Annotated in this window: 20 protein-coding genes; 4 read left to right on the forward strand and 16 right to left on the reverse strand. The window is 31.6% G+C overall.

Features of this window, described 5'->3' with window-relative positions:
• The first annotated feature begins 206 nt into the window (after window positions 1–206).
• Together KA824_RS09595 and sarA are read left to right on the forward strand one after the other, a co-directional pair.
• The gene (locus tag KA824_RS09595) at window positions 207–1,130 is read left to right on the forward strand and encodes an efflux RND transporter periplasmic adaptor subunit (RefSeq protein ID WP_107504942.1); all 924 of its coding nucleotides are present in this window, start codon (window positions 207–209) and stop codon (window positions 1,128–1,130) included.
• Window positions 1,131–1,492: 362 nt separating this feature from the next.
• Entirely contained in the window at window positions 1,493–1,867 is a 375-nt protein-coding gene (sarA, locus tag KA824_RS09600) for a global transcriptional regulator SarA (RefSeq protein WP_019468421.1), read from the forward strand.
• A 220-nt stretch (window positions 1,868–2,087) separates the two neighbouring features.
• Here the strand turns inward: sarA and KA824_RS09605 are convergent, their stop codons facing one another.
• The 16 genes from KA824_RS09605 to KA824_RS09680 all read right to left on the reverse strand — a co-directional run bounded on the left by KA824_RS09605 (window position 2,088) and on the right by KA824_RS09680 (window position 17,809).
• On the reverse strand, window positions 2,088–2,885 hold the full coding sequence (locus KA824_RS09605; RefSeq protein WP_181187670.1) for an alpha/beta fold hydrolase: 798 nt from the start codon (window positions 2,883–2,885) through the stop codon (window positions 2,088–2,090).
• 218 nt (window positions 2,886–3,103) lie between these two features.
• The gene (locus tag KA824_RS09610) at window positions 3,104–3,814 is read right to left on the reverse strand and encodes a hypothetical protein (protein WP_019468423.1); all 711 of its coding nucleotides are present in this window, start codon (window positions 3,812–3,814) and stop codon (window positions 3,104–3,106) included.
• Between the two features lie 140 nt (window positions 3,815–3,954).
• Complete coding sequence (locus KA824_RS09615) at window positions 3,955–4,461, reverse strand: SA0570 family protein (protein ID WP_181187669.1); 507 nt, start codon at window positions 4,459–4,461, stop codon at window positions 3,955–3,957.
• A 148-nt stretch (window positions 4,462–4,609) separates the two neighbouring features.
• Complete coding sequence (locus KA824_RS09620; protein ID WP_181187668.1) at window positions 4,610–5,407, reverse strand: alpha/beta fold hydrolase; 798 nt, start codon at window positions 5,405–5,407, stop codon at window positions 4,610–4,612.
• A 3-nt stretch (window positions 5,408–5,410) separates the two neighbouring features.
• Window positions 5,411–6,109 carry an HAD family hydrolase gene (locus KA824_RS09625; protein WP_107386216.1) on the reverse strand — a complete coding sequence of 233 codons (699 nt, stop codon included), beginning with the start codon at window positions 6,107–6,109 and terminating at the stop codon, window positions 5,411–5,413.
• 102 nt (window positions 6,110–6,211) lie between these two features.
• Window positions 6,212–7,162 (reverse strand): FecCD family ABC transporter permease, encoded by a 951-nt coding sequence (locus tag KA824_RS09630; protein ID WP_181187667.1) that lies wholly within the window; start codon window positions 7,160–7,162, stop codon window positions 6,212–6,214.
• A 224-nt stretch (window positions 7,163–7,386) separates the two neighbouring features.
• Window positions 7,387–8,268: an ABC transporter substrate-binding protein gene (locus tag KA824_RS09635; RefSeq protein ID WP_107383656.1), complete on the reverse strand. Its 882-nt coding sequence runs from the start codon at window positions 8,266–8,268 to the stop codon at window positions 7,387–7,389.
• Window positions 8,269–8,344: 76 nt separating this feature from the next.
• On the reverse strand, window positions 8,345–8,980 hold the full coding sequence (locus tag KA824_RS09640) for an endonuclease III domain-containing protein (protein WP_107383655.1): 636 nt from the start codon (window positions 8,978–8,980) through the stop codon (window positions 8,345–8,347).
• 153 nt (window positions 8,981–9,133) lie between these two features.
• On the reverse strand, window positions 9,134–10,801 hold the full coding sequence (gene argS / locus KA824_RS09645) for an arginine--tRNA ligase (protein ID WP_181187666.1): 1,668 nt from the start codon (window positions 10,799–10,801) through the stop codon (window positions 9,134–9,136).
• Window positions 10,802–11,215: a YwiB family protein gene (locus tag KA824_RS09650; RefSeq protein WP_019468431.1), complete on the reverse strand. Its 414-nt coding sequence runs from the start codon at window positions 11,213–11,215 to the stop codon at window positions 10,802–10,804.
• 300 nt (window positions 11,216–11,515) lie between these two features.
• Window positions 11,516–12,028, reverse strand: coding sequence for a YwhD family protein (locus KA824_RS09655; protein WP_107386218.1), 513 nt, complete (start codon window positions 12,026–12,028; stop codon window positions 11,516–11,518).
• Between the two features lie 125 nt (window positions 12,029–12,153).
• A complete protein-coding gene (locus tag KA824_RS09660) occupies window positions 12,154–13,470 on the reverse strand; it encodes an HD domain-containing protein (RefSeq protein WP_181187665.1) in 1,317 nt (438 codons plus the stop codon).
• A 17-nt stretch (window positions 13,471–13,487) separates the two neighbouring features.
• Window positions 13,488–13,967, reverse strand: coding sequence for a GNAT family N-acetyltransferase (locus KA824_RS09665; protein ID WP_107383651.1), 480 nt, complete (start codon window positions 13,965–13,967; stop codon window positions 13,488–13,490).
• A 125-nt stretch (window positions 13,968–14,092) separates the two neighbouring features.
• Complete coding sequence (locus KA824_RS09670) at window positions 14,093–14,635, reverse strand: flavodoxin family protein (RefSeq protein ID WP_181187664.1); 543 nt, start codon at window positions 14,633–14,635, stop codon at window positions 14,093–14,095.
• Window positions 14,636–15,286: 651 nt separating this feature from the next.
• Window positions 15,287–16,222, reverse strand: a complete 936-nt coding sequence (locus tag KA824_RS09675) for an aldo/keto reductase (RefSeq protein ID WP_181187663.1) — start codon at window positions 16,220–16,222, stop codon at window positions 15,287–15,289.
• 606 nt (window positions 16,223–16,828) lie between these two features.
• The gene (locus KA824_RS09680; RefSeq protein ID WP_107383648.1) at window positions 16,829–17,809 is read right to left on the reverse strand and encodes a ketoacyl-ACP synthase III; all 981 of its coding nucleotides are present in this window, start codon (window positions 17,807–17,809) and stop codon (window positions 16,829–16,831) included.
• Between the two features lie 275 nt (window positions 17,810–18,084).
• Here KA824_RS09680 and KA824_RS09685 point away from each other — a divergent pair, with 275 nt between their 5' ends.
• Together KA824_RS09685 and KA824_RS09690 are read left to right on the forward strand one after the other, a co-directional pair.
• Window positions 18,085–19,680, forward strand: a complete 1,596-nt coding sequence (locus KA824_RS09685) for a xylulokinase (RefSeq protein WP_181187662.1) — start codon at window positions 18,085–18,087, stop codon at window positions 19,678–19,680.
• Window positions 19,681–19,729: 49 nt separating this feature from the next.
• Window positions 19,730–20,977 (forward strand): MFS transporter, encoded by a 1,248-nt coding sequence (locus tag KA824_RS09690; protein WP_107383646.1) that lies wholly within the window; start codon window positions 19,730–19,732, stop codon window positions 20,975–20,977.
• The last annotated feature ends 3 nt before the right edge of the window (window positions 20,978–20,980 follow it).

Genomic DNA, 20,980 nt, shown 5'->3' on the forward strand with positions numbered 1-20,980 from the left:
GTAATGATAGCCTAGAATGCAAAATACAATTTAAATTTATTCAAAAAAATTATGTCCTCCTACCTCACTAATAATAACAGTCCTGGGGTTTGTTTTAATGATAAGAAGCTAAGACAATTAATATGTCTTAGCTTCTTTTTTTCTGTGGCACAGTAGTTATAAAAGCAGTATAATCAGTACAATAATACATCTAGAGGTGACAAATTTTGAAACGTATCTTTATCATATTAACCACGTTACTAACCCTTTTTAGCACAATCGCCCTATCCTTATGGTTTTATTTAAAAACACATAGTAATAACTTTGAAGAGCACATCGAAACAGTTAAAATTTCTTATAAAAAATCACCATTCTTTATAGGAAGACAAGAGCCTTCTCAGTTAGTATCGATCAATTATGATACTTCTCAAGGTGCTATCCACGACTGGTTCGTACAAACCGAAACAAAAGTAACACAAAACCAACCACTTTTTGAGTATTATAATCCTCACATTGAACAACGCATCGCTCAAAAACAAAAGTTATTAGCTCAACTTATTAAAACTAATAAATCTACTTCAGCTGAACTTATTAACTTAAAAACTGAAATTTCCCACTTACAATCTAAACTACGTACTACAATTTTCTCACCCATTTCCGGTACCGTCATCATAAACCCCTCGCATATGCTTTCACAAAACCTACCCTTAATCCAAATCTATGATCCTAAGCCTGTCATAAGAGCAGAGATATCTGAGAAAGAAAAAAACGACTTACATATCAAGGACAAAGTAAAGATAAGTAGTGATATTACAAATAATAGTTTTGGTAAGATTACGCATATATCTAAACTTCCAATCAATCAAACAAATTTATCTAAACCATCTAAATATTTGCTTGAAATTTCACCAAACTCTGATCACATTTTTGGTGAACATGTAAAAATCGAAAAACCAACTACTCTGATAGAAATACCACGTACTGCAATAGATAATGGACAATTTGTTTATTTACTAAGAAATAAAAAATTTATTAAAAAGGTTATTAAATCAGAAAAATCGGGTAATAAAAAAACTATGCTTATCATTGAAGGTTTAAAACCTGGAGATATCATAGCTAGAAATGTTGACACTGTGCGGTCCAAAAATTAGATGTGCACAGTATAAATACAATAAATCTTTAAAATATAATTTGTTTTTTACAGTTTTTATCAAATAGTGGTAAATTGTAAATTTAGAGCAATTATTATAATTAAATGATTGGTGTTTAAATAATTGAATTAATAAATTTAAACATTACCATACCGTTTAATCAGTTTTATGTTTACTTGCTATTTTAATTTAGTTATAATAAACTAAATAATGCTAGTTTTAATATATTTTACCCAAATATATCAGAGCTGTAAATTATGATAAAAACTTTGTATTCAACTTTGAATTAAGACAAATTATTATACAAAAACATTTTTAATATGTATATTAGATTGGGCATATAAATTAGGGAGGAATTAAAAATGGCTATCACCAAAATAAATGACTGTTTTGAACTATTAGCAATGGTAACGTACGCTGATAAATTAAAAAGTATTATCAAAAAAGAGTTTTCAGTAAGTTTCGAAGAATTCGCTGTATTAACATATATTAGTGAACATGAAAGCGAAGAATATTATCTAAAAGATATTATCAATCATTTAAATTATAAACAACCGCAAGTTGTTAAAGCGGTTAAAAACTTATCTCAAGAAGATTATTTTGATAAAAAGCGTAATGAACATGATGAAAGAACAGTTTTAATATTAGTTGATTCTAAACAACGTAAAAAAATCAATGAATTATTATCACGTGTTAACAAGCGTATTCAAGAAGCAAATGATGAAAAAGAAGTATAACTAACTTTAGCTTCCCACATAAAATATCTATCAACATAAAAAACCACTTCGCCGAATTAATTTGGTGAAGTGGTTTTATATATATACCGAAAAAATTTTAATGTTTTATCTTACCTCGCTTTTGCATCTTTTATGTTTTTGAATGTATTCGTTCTTTTCATACTTAACATTTAGCATTTGAAATCAAAAATAAACATCACATATTTTAACAATTTTATCCTTATGAGTATTCATTTGTTTTTATAAACGCTAAAAAAACGTCTAAAAAGTGGTTTGGTTCTTCAATATGAGGTGCGTGTCCTGATTGGTTAAAATCAACTATTTCTAAATTATGAAATACCTGATTGTATTCGCGCTTCATTTCTTTAGTAATTAATGGATCATAATTACCATTTACAATTAGTGTAGGAATGCTAGTTTGTTCAAGTACAATGTTTTGATTATATACAGGAAATTCCATTAATGCTCTTGTAGCTATCGCACTTTCTTCAGCTGATTGTCTATTATAAATCAACTGTGATTGAAACCATTTTTTAGCTTTTTCTTGGTCTTTATACATATAAGGTAATAATAAAATCAGAGATTCAGATTTATCAAATCCTTCTATTTCGTCGTCATGTTCAATCATTAATTTGTTTAACTCCAATACACTATCAATAAGATTACATGCGATTAAAGTTAATGACTCAACCATATATTCATATTTATCAACAAAATGTTTAGCAATAAGTCCGCCCATATCATGACCAATTAAATGCGCTTTTTCAATATTTAACTTTTTCATTAATAATTTCAAATCTTCTACGTGGTCTTTTAAATGATACGCGTTAGGTTTTGAGGACTTACCATGTCCTCTAACGTCATAAGTAATGACATCATAATTATGTTTTAATTCATCTTTTAATCTACATAGGGAAGCTAGATTGCCATCTAAACCATGAATTAAAATTATAGGAAAGCCTAGACCCTCACGGATGTATGCCAATTTAGTGTTACAACTAATTTCTACTTTTTCCATTGTGGGCCACCTCCTTATATGGTTTATATACCCTCGATTTATGATGCATATGCTCAATTTTAAATATTTAACTGTAACATTTCTTTTTACTATGACCTTATAGTATTGGGCTTTAAAGATAAAAATACCCAACCTACACTTAATGTTTTTGCACATTAAATGTAAGTTGAGTATATGCAACTTATTGTGTTACAACACCACCAAGTAATTAAGAAACTTTAATTTCTTGAAGATATTCTAATTGTGTAATAAATTATGACAATTAATAATAATACCCAAATAACAATAGATGCAATTTGTGTAATCACTGGATTGCTAACCATCGCATCGATTGTTTTTTGGCAAAATAATAAGCCAATTCCGGTAAATTCTAATCTTTTAAAGTAGACACCTGAAATACTAAATATAATACCTACAAAAAAGATAAATTGATGCGCATATAATGATACAGCAACGATACCTAAATTAAACCCAAAAGCGTGCGCAAATACCAAGATAAGCGCTGCTGCTGCAACACTGAGCCCTATCACTCTTTCAAATTTATTACTATAGAGATAATTTTTCCAATCAATCCTCAAATAAATGAAGATTGAAATAGGTAAAATAATTAAACAATAAAAAATGGATAAGCCCGTCGCTGCTTGGAACGGCACATACTGCTTATCATACAAGTAAGATAATAAAATAAAATTGATAATAAAAAATACAATTGGATTTAATTGTAATGTAAATAAATTGCGTTGAATCGTTAAAATTATTTCAGCTGGTGATTTCTTTCTGTATTCTATATAATCCAAATCTTGTGCTTCTGATTTCTTTAACTCTTTTTTCAATTTTCCTTTAATATCATCTATAAGATTGGGAGAAAGACCTTTATGAGTGAAATAATCATTGATATTTTCTATTAATACTTTGTCATTGACTCTCATGATAGGCTCCTTTTTTGTTAAATAAGTATTTTATTTATTAATAAAATTAGACTTTCACTTATTGTAACAATAAAATAACCGACAAGTATATAGCTTTAAACTTGTCGGTTATTATTCATTTTAATAATTACAAGTGAAGATTATTTACCAATATCAATGCGATAAAGTTTAATATTTTTATCACTAGGTGATGGAGAACTAAATTGATAAGATACTTGATTGTCTTGAACATATCCAAAGTTGCCTGTTACTTTATTATAATGTTCACGAGCAACTGCTTCGCTGCTTACAGCATTTTTCACTTCTTTATATGATGGTCCATTTGTATCGTTGTAACTCATTGATACACGTATGATTTTACCATTATTTTTCTTACCATCTGCAGTTACCACAAGGACACCATTATCTTTTTTAAATTCATAATAATGTTCTGAGCCATCAGGTTTATATGAATAAACTGGTTTTTTATTATTTTTTAATACTGATTGAATAGAACTTCCTAATTTCGCACCTTCTAATGATTGATCACCATGTTGCAATTCATTAACACTTTGGATAGAGTTCCCTGATGCTGCTTCAACACTTCCTGCAGAAATACCAGAAAATGCCAAACCTGTAACTAAAACTGCTGCACATATTTTTTTCATAAGCACTCTCTCCTTTATATTTAACTTACCTTCATTGTGCTTATTCACATTGTACTATAAATATTACTAAAATAACAGTGATGTTACAAAATGATTACAAAGTAGTGTGGTGTTGTAATATATCAAGAAATCTATCAATCCGTTAAAATTAAGATGCTACTTGAAGATGTTGTTCTATAAATCTGCTCACATCGTTGATAAATTTATCTTTTTCTTCTACAAACGGATATAATCCAGATTCTTCGAAAACTCCAAATTGGGTATTTCCGATATAATCCGCAACTTCTTTTGCTTCAAATATTGTTGTTCTTTCGCCATGTTGTCCAACAATAATTAATGTGGGTAAATCTAATGATTTTAAATAATGCATAACATTATTATCAATAAATGATTGTTTTACCGCTTCAATTTCTGATTTCGTAGACAAGCTGTTCGTATTTTCAACTTGTTTTAAGAATTTTTTTGCTTTTCTTTTAGAATAATATAATTGTTTATCAAGGAATTTTTGTTGTGTTTCATCATCCCAATTTCTAATTTTATCCGAATTTTTTCTATATAAACGCTCTTCAGGCGTGATGTCATTCAATAGTGTAGGATTCACCATCGTTAATGATGACACTGTTTCTGGATATTGTGTTGCAAATAATGCAGCAATTGAACCACCTAATTCGTGAGCTATGATAGAACATTCATGAATGTATAGATAATCTAATAATTCCTTAATGTCTTTTGCATATGTTCTGAAATTGATTTCATTCGGTTTATCGGAATAGCCATGACCTCTTAAATCGATAAGTACTACCTGATAATCTTTATTAAATTTAGTTTCTAAATCATTAAACACTGTAAAGTTATCAAAAGCAGTATGAATCATGACAATTGCTTTACCTTCGCCACTCGTCTTGTAATTTAATGCGATACCATCACTTGTTGTAAATAGGTTCATCCTTTATCTCCCTTTCTTATTAATTGATAAAATGGAAAGTAGTTCTTCCGTAGTTTTAATCGTAAAATCTACTTCTTCTGGTAAAGGTGTTAAATCATTTTCATTATCTTCGTTAAACCAAATGCTAATCATACCCATTGCTCTTGCAGGTGCTACATCATTGAGTGGATCATCACCAACATAAATTGTTTCTTCAGGTTTAGTTCCTAATTGTGACAGCATATCTTCAAAAATTTTAGGGTGTGGTTTGCGGTAGCCTACAGTTTCAGATGTAGATAAGTAATTGATACTATCTTCAATGCCTAGTGCGTGCAGTCGGAATTGCTTGATTTTCGACTTACCATTTGCAATAACACCAGTCAAGTAACCATTTTCGGTTAATTTTTCTAAAGTATACTGTGTATCATAATATGGGAATACATATCTGTAAAAATGCATTTCAAAATCACTAAACAAATCTTTCCAAGTTAGGCGGTCTACGTGAAAATCTTTAATGAGCGCCTTATATAATTCAGGTTTGTCATGATCTTCATCATCATCTAATGCTATAAACTTACGTTTGAAGTCTTCCAATTGTATGCGTACAAAATAGTCATGAAATCTTTCAAACTGTTCTTCTATAAATTTTTCTCTAGATTTTTTTCTATCTAATAATGTTCCTTCTAAATCAAACACAATTGCTTTTACTTGAGTTAAATCCATAATCATAACCTCTTCAATCTTAGGTTTACCTTTTACTTAACCTTAATTAATAAATATCATTATATAGTATAAACCGTTTCAAGACGATAGGGATTTTTAAGTTTATTCTATGCTCCGTGGTTGAGTAATCATGAGGTAAAATAATACCGGTATGCCTAATAATGCTAAGATAATACTAGCTGGAATTTCAAAGGGGCTTAATAATATACTACCTAACCAATCTGACATTACCATTACTATACCACCAATCAACATATTTAGTACCATTTGTTGTCCAAGATCGAAATGCTGACCCTGACGACGTACAAGTTGAGGAATAATCATGCCTATAAAGCCAATTATTCCCACATATGCAACAATAACTGCGGTAATCAATGATGCAATCAATAACACGCCATATGTTAAAAGTTGTACATTTAAACCTAGAGATGTGCCTTTCAAATAGCCTAGCTGTAATATCTTAATTTTTGATATTACACTACATAAAATAATGATACCAATTAATAACGTAATGCCTATATAGATTACCTCGTTATACTCTGCAGATGAAAAACCGCCAAACATATAATTCACAATATTATTCATCTTCTGTTGATTAAAAATAATCAATACATAAAGAAATGCGTTAAACAGCGCACCTATCATAATTCCAGATAAGATGAGCGTTCTTATCGGATAACCTTTAGACATAGCAGTAGTGAGTGAAATCACTGTGATTAATGTTATAACACTAAAAATGACAGAAAAGACCGGTAACCATAAAAATGATAACCCTAATACGACCGCTATACCAGACCCAAAAGTTGCCCCACTTGCTAAGCCCAATGTAAAACTATCAGCTAAAGGATTATTTAATAATGTTTGAAACATATGACCTGCTAATGTTAAACCTATCCCAGCTAATAATGCTTGTAGTGTTCTAGGCACTCTAACTTGAAATAAAATGGATTGTGACAATGTTTCGTTAATATTTCCGATATTCCAAAGCATGCTTAGCAACATACTGATAGTGAGTATGACGATACAAATAATGAGTGCTTTATTATATTTCATGTCTTTGCCACGCTTTCAATAAAATCGTTCAGAAATTATGAATTAGAAAAATAATTATCGTTCATTACTAAAATGGTATATATTTTTAAGATAAAAGTAAATATTGCATTACAAATTATTCATAAAAAAACGTCAATTCTATATAATTTCTATAGTAATTGACGTTGAATTGTTAGCCAAAAATATTTAGAACTTAGGCTAATCTATCTCTGTATTTTAACGTATTATTGTTCATAAATAGCTTCTTTCAATTTTTTCAACCCATCATCGATACGGGGACCTGGTCTTGATATTTCATCACCATTAACAGCTTTAACTTTATTATGCTGTACAGCTTTAATTTGACTAAAACCACCGCGTTTGCGAATCATTTTTTGATATTCAGACGATGAAATGCCCATTGTCGATATCATCAAATCTGGATTTTGCTTAATAATATCTTCTTTACTGACTTTTTGCCAACCGTTTAAATTAGAAAAACTATTTTCTGCTTTTAATTGTGTCAACATATCATCAAAAAATGTTTGTTTTCCTGCAGTGTATATTTCAGGTTCAGATGAAATTTCCATGAAAACTTTTTGCCCTTTTGCATCATCGGGCACTGAATTTTTTACACGTTCGATATTTTGTTTTGTTTCTTTAACAAGTTTTTTAGATGCTTTTTCTTTATGCGTAACCTTACCAATTTGCATAAATGATTCATACATTTCATCAATAGATTGTGCATCTTTCACATAAACCACTTTCACACCGTTATCTTTTAATCCTTTAAGTACTTTATCATTCGTCGCTTTTTGAGATTCATGTGCCAAGATTAAATCTGGTTTGGCTTTCATCAATGATTCCTTATTAAGTTTCATCGCATCAAATTGTTTTTTATCTTTCACTTCTTTAGGGTAATCATCTACGGTTGAAACACCTATCACATCATCACCCAAACCGAGTTCATATAATATTTCAGTATTACTTGGCATTAGAGAAATAATACGTTTATAAGTGTGACCTTCAGATTGACTATCATGCTTCTGGTCTGACTTAGTGCCACAAGCACTTAAGATTACTATAAAAACAAGCAACAGACATAACAATTTAGTTCTTTTTTTCATACCTTAATCTCCTAATAGTTGTTTTATTCTATATTACCAAACTCTTATCTCAATCGTTAAGTCTATTTTATGAAATTTATTTTTCAAAATAAGTATCTAAAAATGTATATTTCTTTTCATTTTTCCCATTAAAGTAATTTTTTCCAAAGTTATCTAATAATGCATGAAATTCGTTAGCATCTGTATTCGTAAAAGTTTCAGGCAGTTGAATATGCTGTTTCAATTTTTCATAACTTTCTGTATTTGCATAACCTAATTTTTTATAAATCCTTCTAGTATAACTATCTGGAATAAAAGCGACTTCTTCAAAAATATATACTAATAAAACATCTGCCGTTTCACTACCAATACCCTTAACCTCTAATAAAGCATTACGCAACTGATGTTGATAATATGATCTTACAGCTTGATAATCAAAATCAAAACATTCCAGCCAAGCAAGTATATTCAAAATCGTTCGAGCTTTATTTTTATAAAACCCACTAGATTTTATAATCGTTTGTAAAGATTCTAACTTCAAATTTAAAATCTGCTCAGGATCAAATTCAGTCTTCACTTTTAATTGTTCGAGCGCATAAGCTGCATTTCTCCAATTGGTATTTTGTACTAAAATCGCCCCTAATATCACTTCGATTTTCGACTCAGCAGGCCACCAATGTTGCGAACCCATATGTGAAAATAATATTTTATATAACGACTGAGTATCTAACATGTAAGCACTACCCTCCCATTGGTCACAATGAAATAACAAATATCAAAAAAGAGCAAGTAAGATTTGGTGATAGTACTGATGAAATCACATCAAACTATGATTAACAAACCTAAACTTGCTCCTAAATAAACGTTTACTTTAATTAAATAATGATTACATCGACTCTGGCGCTGTTACGCCAACAAGGTTCAATGCATTATGTAGCGTAATTCTCACTCCATCAATTAATGCAATTAACGCTTTTGTTTTTTCTAAATCATCTGTTAAGACTTTTTCATCGTTGTAAAATTTATGGAAATGCGCCGCCAAATCTTGAATATAGTTTGTCATTCTATGTGGTGCTCTGTGTGCTGCAGCATTTTCAATCGTTGATTCAAATTCTGCAATTTTTTTCATGAGTTCAATCGCTTTGCCGTTTGTGATAAACGAATAATCTGCATCAGTTGAAGGTTCAACACCTTTTTCTTTAGCTTGTTTTAATATTGAACAAATACGTGCGTGTGCATATTGCGCATAATATACCGGATTATCTTGCGATTCTTGTTTTGCTAATTCCATGTCAAAATCAAAATGGGTATCAGGACTACGCATCGTTAAGAAATAACGCGCAGCATCCACGCCTACTTCATCCATGATTTCACGTAAAGTAATTGCATTTCCGGTACGTTTACTCATTTTTACTTCTTGGCCATCTTGCATTAAACGGACCATTTGCATAATTTGAATTTCAAGGCGTTCACTATCAACACCAAATGTTGCCATCGATGCTTTCAAACGCTGTATATAACCATGATGATCTGCACCAAATAAGTTTATTAATATATCATTACCACGTTCAATTTTATCAAAATGGTAAGCAATATCTGGTAAAAAGTAAGTATAATTGCCATCTTTTTTAATTAATACGCGGTCTTTATCGTCTGAGAAATCAGTGGTACGTAACCATGTTGCACCGTCTTCTTCATAAGTATAACCAAGTTCAGTCATTTTATTAAGTACTTGTTTGATTTCACCTGATTCATAAAGTGTTGTTTCGCTAAACCAACTATCATAGTGTGTATTAAAATCATCTAAGTCTTTTCTTAGTTTTTGCATTTCGTAATCAACACCAAGTTGTCTAAATGTTTTAATACGTTCTTCTTCGTCTAAATCTTTTATCTCAGGTTGTTTCTCTGCCAAATCTTTACCAATATTAATGATGTCTTTTCCATGATAACCACCCTCTGGCATTTCAAAAGAATTATCACCAAGCGCTTCAAAATAACGCGCCTCTATTGAACGTGCTAAATTAGTAATTTGATTACCCGCATCATTAATATAATATTCTCTTGTTACATTATAACCAGCTGCTTCTAATATATTAGCCAACGTGTCGCCAACTGCCGCATTACGCGCATGGCCTATATGTAAATCCCCCGTAGGATTAGCAGATACATATTCTAATAAAATGTTTTCACCATTTTTTTCTGCTTTATGGCCAAATTGATTGCCTTTATTTATTGCTTCAGTAATAATCGCAGTCAAATAAGCACTATCTAAATAAAAATTGATAAAACCAGGCCCTGCAATATCAACTTTTTCAACTTGTGCAGCCGTTGTATCCAAATTATCAACAATTGCTGTTGCGATTTCGCGTGGATTACGTTTCGCTATTTTTGTTAAAACCATTGCTATATTTGTTGAATAATCACCATTTTTATTATCTTTTGGTATTTCAATTTTAATTTCAGGCATTTCGTTCATATCAGCAAGTTGTGCTTGTTGAATACTTTTCTTAATTTCTTCAACTAACGTTTGCTTGACTTGTTCGATTATGTTCATTTACGGCATCTCCTTGTAAGTAATTTCATATTGATAAGACCCCATCTTCTCTTCATCTTGAATTAAATCATAATGCACTTTCAATTTTCCACCGTTATCATTTACAAAATGTAAAATAGAATGTGTATAAACGGTAAGCGGTATGCGCCCGCCACTAATTTCATACAAAGTAATCGTATCCTCGCCCTCTACAAAATGAAGGTTTAACTTAATGTCACCATTGCGGATAATCTTTACTCCTGAAGTTTCAATTTTTACCGTCACGTTAACTGTTGCTCCGTCTATCTCTTCTTGATAACGAATAAAATCAGCTTTACGCTTTTGCCAAGATCCTGTAGTAGACAATGAGAATTTTTCTTTGTTATCGAATTGCTTAACAACTTGTTTCGTTTGGATTTCAACATTGTTTTCCAATGTAAGTTTCACCCTAATCTTTAAAATAATACAAACCATTATAGCATACTTGAAATATGCAAAACAGTTGCTAAAATTAATTTAAATACATTATCTATATTTTTATAGTTAATATTACAACACATTCACTTTATTCTAAAATCACACATAATAAAAGAGTAGAAAACAAAATCAAAATTTCAATTTGATTTCGTATTTCTACTCTTTTCAATTCACACAAATATCAAACTGTGTATTATAAGACCATTAAAACACCTTAAATCCACTTCATATCGTATAATCATTAAAAACTAAATGTTGTTACTCCGTCTCCAAAGATTCGCGTAATGAAGCGTCAGAGTTATTCCACATATCTATATCATGTGATTTAAGAAACGCTGCTAATATTTTTTTATTGTGGTCGCCAATTTGGTCAATTTCAATATAATGTTTCATTGATTTATCCATCATATTCACATGTTCTGGCATGCTTTTGTAACCTCTGCGAATACTTCTATTTACTAATAAATAGCAAGCTGTCAATCCAGCATAAAACGGTCCATTTTCGCCACGTTCTGTCGTAACCCAACACAACCAATATTCTTTTGCTTCTTCACCTTCAACGGTCTCTTTATCTTTAATCCATTTGACACCTTTTTCAACACTGGAACGTGCATGCATACCTGCAATATCAATAAATGCCTCTTCATTTGCAACATCGATAAACACAGGAGCTACGTTATCTAAACTTATAGAGCCAATATTGGTACCTTTGTGCCCATCCAGTGGATCATTTTTAATAATATTAAATTTAAATCCATTATTTTCAGCCATCAGTGTCCACCTCCATATTAAAACAAGTAGTTATGTAATCGTTATTTTCTCATCATACATAAGTTGTCTATATTAAAATTTTGCCATATTTAACAATACGATAAAAGTAATCAATTTTTAATTGTTTAATTCAATTCATCTAATATACTATTAATAGCATTTCTAACTTGGTCATCTTCTATATCAGAAATAAATTCTTTTGGATAATATAATTTATAATCTTGTCTATTAATGCCTGTAATACTATGAATAACTAAGGATTGACTACTGATTTCTCTTATTTTACCATTACGTCTCAACAAATGAATCGGCTGTCTGTCTGATCCTGGACGATCATAATCATAAGGCAAGTCTGAAAATGATTCGCTTACAAAGTAATAATTCGGATCTATACCTGCTTGTATAAACAAATCGGTTAATTCTGTAATTGTAATGATAGAACCATCAAATGGCATATATTTAAACAAATCACGATTAATAAATCTGCGTGACAAATCACTCAATATAGCATCATCTTCATTAATCCATGCTTTTAAGTAATAAACTACAACCGCTTCATCTAAATCTACATATTGTTCAATCGTCATAGACTCTTCAAAGAAAGGAATAAAATCAGCAGGATATTTTTTAAATGTGTAGCCTTCATTATAAAGTTGCTTTGCTCGTTTCAAACAATTGTTAAGCAACACTTCTCCACCCCGACTAACTGGATGGAAGTATACTTGCCAATACATTTGATAACGGCTCATAATGAAGTTTTCTACTGCATGCATACCACTTTCCTTAATAAGCACTTCATCTTTTGAAGGTCTCATTAATCTCAAAATACGTTCCATGTCAAATTGTCCATAACTAACACCTGTAAAATAAGCATCACGTTGCAAATAATCCATTCTATCAGCATCTATTTGTGAAGAAATCATAGATATGACCAATTTATTTTCATGTGTTTTATTAATAACATCAGCTACTTGTTGCGGGAAATCTTCAGAAACACGTCGTAATACACTGTTTACTTCTGTCGGACCAGTAATGATTTTTTGCGTAAACTGCTCATGATCTGTATTAAAAATCTTCTCAAAGCTATGTGAAAATGGTCCATGACCTAAATCGTGTAATAATGCAGCACATAATGCAAGTGGACGATCATCATTATTCCATGCTTCACGACCGTCAAATGAATCATCAATTAATCTTCGAACAATCTCATATACACCTAAAGAATGTCCGAATCTACTGTGTTCAGCGGTATGAAATGATAAGTATAATGTACCCAATTGCTTTATACGTCGTAAACGCTGAAATTCCTTCGTTTTAATCAAGTCCCAAATCACTTGGTCTCTTACATGAATATACCTATGAATGGGGTCTTTAAATACTTTTTCTTCAGGTAACTTTTGTGTAGCATAAGTTGTAAAAGTCAATGTCGTCCTCCTATTCATACCTTGTTAATGTGCAATTATTTTAAAGTTTTTCGCATCAATGCCAAATCCATTTCTTCCCCATACATCACATGCATATATGAACGCACACGTTCAAACCCTTTTTGTTCATAAAAAGATACAGCTTCATCATTCTTATTATCAACTTCTAAAAATACTTCATTATATTCATCTTGGAAATACGCCAAGCCTTCTTTCAGTAAATCAGAACCATACCCATGATGTTGCCATGAGGGTCTTACATAATGGGCTGATAAGAATAATTCAGTGCCATATATAAAATTAGCGAAACCAATAATCTGATCATCTTCTTCAATGACTAAGAATAATTGTTCTTCTAATCTTTTAAGTAAATGTTGTTCATTATATGAAGCAGCTAATAATTCATTTACAGTTTTAGCTGCATAGATATTTAAATAAGTATTATACCAAGCTTTTGTTGCTACATCTCTGATGCCTACAACATCCTCTGGCGCTGCTTTTCTAACTTTGTGCATGTTGGTTCCCCCTATTTATAGTAGGTAATAATACTCTTATTATAACATAATTTTAGTGTTCCAAATACTTAATCTATTCAAATGAAAATAGCTTGGACAATAGATAACAATTGCCCAAACTATCTCTAAACATTATTTAATGTATCTTGCCATTCTTGTACGCGGTTTAATGCGTATGAGTCTTTATCAATATCTCCTGGTTTTTCAGCAGTTCCAATTATATAACCAGATAGCGTAGCACCTAAAAATTCTAAGCTATATTTCATTTGGGTGATACATGGTTTGGCTTTTACTTTTGGAAAATCTCCACCGACAATAATGAGTCGAAAATCTTTCTCAGCCATTTTCGCTTTGAAATCTTTATAATTAGGATCCATTAAAGTTTCAGACCAATGATCAATGAAAGCTTTCAAAGAAGCAGACAAACTATACCAATAAACAGGTGATGCAAAGATAATTGTATCACTGGCTAACACTTGGTCTATAATTTTTTTATAATCATCTTCATAAGCATCTATTGTTGTCCCATCATGCCTTACATCTCTCACTGGATTCAATTGATACTGTGTTAAGTCAAACCATTTGTAGTCGTGTCCTGATAAAGCCATTTTAGTCAATCGAGCAGTATTCCCTTCCGGACGACTGCCCCCGAACAAAACTGTAATCATAATAATCTCCTTTTAATCCTTTTCATATATTAAAATATTTCATTAGAGACATCTTAATAATCTTACACAAAAGTTCATAAATATAACATGCGTTTACAATATTATATTATAGCATTAAATGATTTGCAGGAAAATTTATAAATTTATATATTTCAATTTAAATTTTAAAACTTTATAAAATGGGAGTAGGATAGCAATCTAATTTTCTTAAAAAGATTTCGTCATCCCACTCCCGACAAGGATGACTAGAATTGAAAACGCATAAAGACATTACCTGAACTAGCTCATGCACAAGTCCCACTAACTCAATAAATTGTGAAGTGATTCAAGGGTTACCTGAGCTAGCTCATGCATAAGTCCCACTAACTCAATAAATTGTGAAGTGATTCAAGGGTTACCTGAGCTAGCTCATGCACAAGTCCCACTAACTCAATAAATTGTGAAGTGATTTAAGGATTACCTGAGCTAGCTCATGCATAAGTCCCACTAACCCAATAAATTGTGAAGTGATTCAAGGATTACCTGAGCTAGCTCATGCATAAGTCCCACTAACCCAATAAATTGTGAAGTGGGACTAAAATTTTCAATTAAGTCATCTACTGACAATTTGAAACAGTCTGGACATCATTGATTCGTCCTAGACACATTGTATTATTTTCTAGGAAATAATTCGTTTATTTTTTCAATTTCTTCTTTAGTTAAATTAACCTCTAACGTCGTTAAATTATCCACGACTTGATGTGGTTGTTTTGCACCAGGTATCACGACATCCAATGAAGGCTGGGTTAAATAGAATGAAAGTACAATATGTGCAACATCTACATTATGATTATCTGCAATATCTCTTAACTCATCAATTTTCGCTAAATTTTCTTTGAATTTTTCCCCTTGAAATTCTGGATTCTTAGCACGAATATCATCAAATTGTGTATTTTCAGTATACTTACCGGCTAAAAGACCTGATACTAAAGGAAAATATGGAATAAATGTAATTTGATTTTCTTTTGTATATTCAAACACATCTTCATTTTCACGATTTAGCAAATTATATTCCATTTGTACAACATCAACATAGCCATCTTTATTCGCTTCTTTTAGTTGATCTAATGTAAAGTTAGAAACGCCGATAGCTTTAATCTTGCCTTCATCTTTTAAATCTTTTAATGCGGCAACTGCTTGATCTTTAGGCGTAGTGTCGTCTGGAAAATGAATATAATACAAATCAATATAATCTACTTGAAGACGTTTTAAACTTTTTTCTACCTGATCTTTAAGAAATTCTGGGTCATTAGACATTTTCACATTACCATCTTCATCAAAATAATGTGCACCCTTTGTGGCAATAGCAAACTCGTCTCTAGCAAATTCTTTAACCGCTTCTCCAACCAATTCTTCAGAACGTTCTGGACCGTAGATATATGCTGTATCTAACAATGTAATACCATTTCTCACTGCAGTACGAACTGTTTCTTTACCTTTTTCTTCATCTAAATCATTATAAAAATTATGTCCACCAACAGCGTTTGTACCTAAAGCAATCGGTGATACTGTTACATTTGATTTTCCTAATTGAACTTTTTCCGTCAAAACAATCCAACTCCTTATATTTTAATTTTGAAATATTTATAGAATCTCTGGCTCAAAGTGTTTTTGTATACATTTGTTTGAAAGAGAGTAAGACCGTACAATCAACAAACGTATGAACTGCTGAATACTATAATATATCTCTACCCTTTTTCATTCAGTTTAATAACGTGGTTATCACATAGTATAAATGTACATAACCTAAATATTCAGATTCACTTCATAAGTCAGCGTGACGATTTATTGTGTTAACTAGTGACTCTAAATCATTTATCGTCTTGTAATTCAGTTATTTCAAATATCGCTAACATGACTCATTCTAAACATATATGATTTAACACGTCGTGGTGAAATAACTACATTAAGTTGTTGAATAACTTTTGAACCTCTACTCAAAATTTAGCATGTTTTCGATGAAACCTTGAAGTAAAATGCTTGAAAATTAAGTTGCAAAAATTTAAGCATTATTGAGATTGGACAGAAAGCTAATTTTATTAAAAAGATTTCATCGCTTCCCTAATAAGAATGATTACAATTGAAAAAAGCAGGATGCAATGTATGTACATCCTACTTTTGAATCATTGTTTATTTGATTGTTGTGATACATTTTTAAAGTGTCCATTTAATTAATGTAGACGCATATGACAATCCACCACCAAACCCAACTAATAACATGAGATCACCTTTTTTGAGTTGATGTGCTTGAACGGCTAAGTCAATCGATAACGGTATCGTTGCCGATGACGTATTACCATAATATTTAAGACTCATTAACGCCTTATCTTTTGATAGATTTGCCTTTTCACATATTGATTCTATCATTCTGGCATTGGCACTGTGTGGTGCAAACCAATCTATATCTTCTTTTTTATAATTCGTATCACGCATTGTATCATCAATAATATTTGGGACATTGCCGACAGCCCATTTATATACCCCACGGCCATTTTGTACAATATGGCCAGGATTTTGTAAATCTTCGCCAAACATTGTATGAGAAAGTTCCGAACAATATAAATGATGTCCTTTGTCGCCATCCGAGCCAGCACTACTAGATATAAAGCTCGTTTCATCTTCACTGTATTCTACTAAAAATACTCCTGCACCATCTCCAAACAATATACACGTATTGCGGTCTGTGTAATCTGTAATTCGTGATAATGTTTCTGCGCCAATGACTAACACTTTTTTATTTTGGCCAGAAGTAATTAGACCATTAGCGATATTCAAGCCATAGGCAAAACCTGCACAAGCTGCATTAATATCAATAGCCCCTGCATTTTTTAATCCTAATTTCGCTTGCACATAAGATGCGACACTAGGTGTTTTATAGTCTGGTGTCAACGTAGCATTGATGATCATATCAACATCATTTAATTCCACTTGATATTTCTCTTGTAAATCCAACACTGCTTTATAACTGATATCACTCGTATATTCATCTTCAGCTACGATTCTTCTTTCAACAATCCCAGTTCTTTGTTGGATCCATGCATCAGAAGTATCAACAATCTTCTCGAAATCCTGATTATCCATTATTTTCTCTGGTACATAAGCACCTTGCGCAGTAATTTTTGCAAATGAATTCATATCATAACTCCTTTTATCAATCTGTAACCTTGAAATTTCAAAATCCTATTTTAATCATACTCATCTTACAACGAATGATAACACAATCAATCCAACACCTATATAAACTATAATAACTTCCAAAGTAAAATTAATATAAATAACATTTTAAATAATCATTTATAATTTATCATATGAACTAAAAATATAATAATCTTTAATTGACTTTTCATAATTTTTGAATTATTATTCATTTCTGTTAGCGTTTACATTATTTAAAATAAAGGAGCAACAAAATGGAAAGTGATGATATCAAGCACTTGGTTGAATCTGGTCAACTATCTGTAGGCATTGAATTAGGCTCTACGCGGATAAAAACAATTGCTATCGCACCTAATTGTGAAACAATTGCAACAGGTTCTTTTGAATGGGAGAACAAATATGAAAATGGCTATTGGACTTATTCCATTAATGATGTATGGGTAGGCATCCAAAAAAGTTATTCTGAAATGTCACAATCAATTAAAGACAACTATCATACTCAACTTAAATCCTTAGCTTCTCTAGGCATTAGTGGTATGATGCATGGTTACTTAGCTTTTGATGACAACGATGATTTGTTAGTACCTTTCAGAACTTGGCGTAATAACAATGCGAACAAAGCTGCACAACAATTACGCGAAGATTTTAAAGTTAATATACCAGAACGTTGGAGCATCGCTCAGCTATTCCAATCAGCAATAGATGGCGAAGCGCATGTCAAACAAGTTAGTTATCTAACTACCCTTGCTGGATATGTTCATTGGTATTTAACAGACAAAAAGGTATTAGGTATAGGAGATGCATCTGGCATGTTCCCAATTGATAGCGAACGTAAGTATTTTCGCCAAGATTTATTAAAACGCTTTAATTCATTATTTCAAAAATTAGGTTATACACAAGACATTAGCGATATGTTACCAAATGTTATTGTAGCTGGACAAATTGCCGGTTATTTAACAGAAACAGGCGCTAAACTCATCGATCCAAATGGTAAATTGGAGTCAGGATGTCCAATGTGTGCACCAGAATCAGATGCTGCCACAGGCATGGTAGCAACCAATAGTGTAGCACCAAAAACAGGAAATATTTCAGCCGGAACTAGCATATTTTCAATGATTGTACTAGAAAAACCGATTGTCAATGTATATCCCGAAGTTGATATTGTAACAACACCTGATGGTTATGATGTTGCAATGATACATGCTAATAACTGTACATCTGATATCAATGCTTGGATTCATTTGTTTGAGGAAGTTTTTCAACTCATGAATGTAAAGTATGATAAAAATGAACTTTTCACTAAGTTATTTGAAAGCGCTTTTAGCGGAGATGAAGACTTAGGGAAACTATTATCCTATGGCTATATTTCTGGAGAATTCATAACAGATGTCAATCAAGGTTATCCGATGTTTCTACGTCATGTTGATAGTGCATTTAATATTGAAAACTTTATGAAGACACATATTTTCAGTGCCTTTAGCACTTTGAAAATTGGCATAGATTTATTAAAAGAAAAAGAGAATATTCAAATTGATAGCATGTTAGGGCATGGTGGTATTTTTAAAACAGACAAAATCGCACAATCCTTCTTAGCTGCAGCATTAGAATCGCCAGTAAGTGTTATGAAGACTGCTAGTGAAGGAGGCGCATGGGGTATCGCAATATTATCCCGTTATTTATTAGAAAACCAATATACAAATTTGGCCAATTACTTAAACGTTAAAGCTTTTGATAACACTGATCAAATCACTTTAAATCCCAAACCACAGGATATTGAAAGTTTTAGAAATTATATTCAAAGATTTAAAGCATTATTACCTCTCCAAAGACAGATAGATGAATATATTTAAACACGATTAACATTTTAGAAATCATATTTAAAGATTAGGAGAGATTTTTGTGAATACACTAAGTACAGATAACTCTAAGCAATTTTTAGGCTTACCGATAACTTTAATTTGGGGTTATATCGCAGTTGCTATTTTCATGACTGGCGATGGTATTGAACAAGCTTTTTTATCAAAATATATTGTTAGTATTGGATTTGAATCGCAGCAAGCATCTGCAGTCTTAACACTTTACGGTCTTATTGTTGCAGTTGCATCTTGGCTTTCTGGTATTTTAGCTGAAATATTTAGTCCGAGAAAAATAATGGCGCTTGCGTTTATCATTTGGATTGTTTTTCATGTAGGATTTTTAACTTTAGGACTAGAGCAACATAGTTATCCGATGATGTTAATTATGTATGGTATTAGAGGGTTTGCCTATCCGATGTTTATCTATAGCTTTGTCGTCTGGATTACATATTCAGCTCCAAAACATCGCCTAGCTTCAGCTATGGGTTGGTTCTGGGCAATGTATTCCGTAGGTATCGGGTTTTTAGGAACCTATCTACCTAGTTTTACAATACCTTGGATTGGATTTATGGGGACATTATGGTCATCCATAATATTCATTTTAATCGGTGGTTTAATGGCTATGTTCTTAGTTAAAGATAGGAAAGGTTCTGAGAAAGAAACTGATAAACTAACACCAAAAGAGATATTGTTTGAATTCGCTAAAGGTATAACAATTTTAAAAAACCCACAAGTTGCTATTGCTTGTGTGGTTAGAATCATTAACCAATTAGCATTGTTTGGACTTGTAGTCATCATGCCAATCGTATTCACTGATACTGTAGGATTCACTACATCAGAATGGTTGAGAATTTGGGGCTTAATGTATATCGTAACCATATTCACTAACCTATTTTGGGGTGTGGTTGGAGATAAAATTGGATGGGTACGCCAAGTTCGTTGGTTTGGTTGTATAGGAATGGTGATTTCTACATTAGCATTTTACTATTTACCAATATGGACTGGCCCCAACATTTGGGTTGCCGGTGCAGTGGCGATTGTATTCGGTTTTGCTGTCGCTGCATTTGTCCCGATGTCAGCCATTTTCCCTATTTTAGAACCAAATCATAAAGGCGCCGCCGTTTCTATTCATAACTTATCCGCTGGCTTAAGTAACTTTGTTGGTCCAGCAATCGCAACCTTAACAGTACCAATAGGAGGCCCTGTACTAACTATTTGGACTTATGCAATCATTTATTTTATAGGATTTATACTGACTTTCTTTATGAAAGTTAACCAACCAAATCATTAAAAA

Origin of the sequence: Staphylococcus sp. GDY8P198P, from assembly GCF_017891615.1 — a bacterium.
GTDB lineage: Bacteria > Bacillota > Bacilli > Staphylococcales > Staphylococcaceae > Staphylococcus > Staphylococcus cohnii.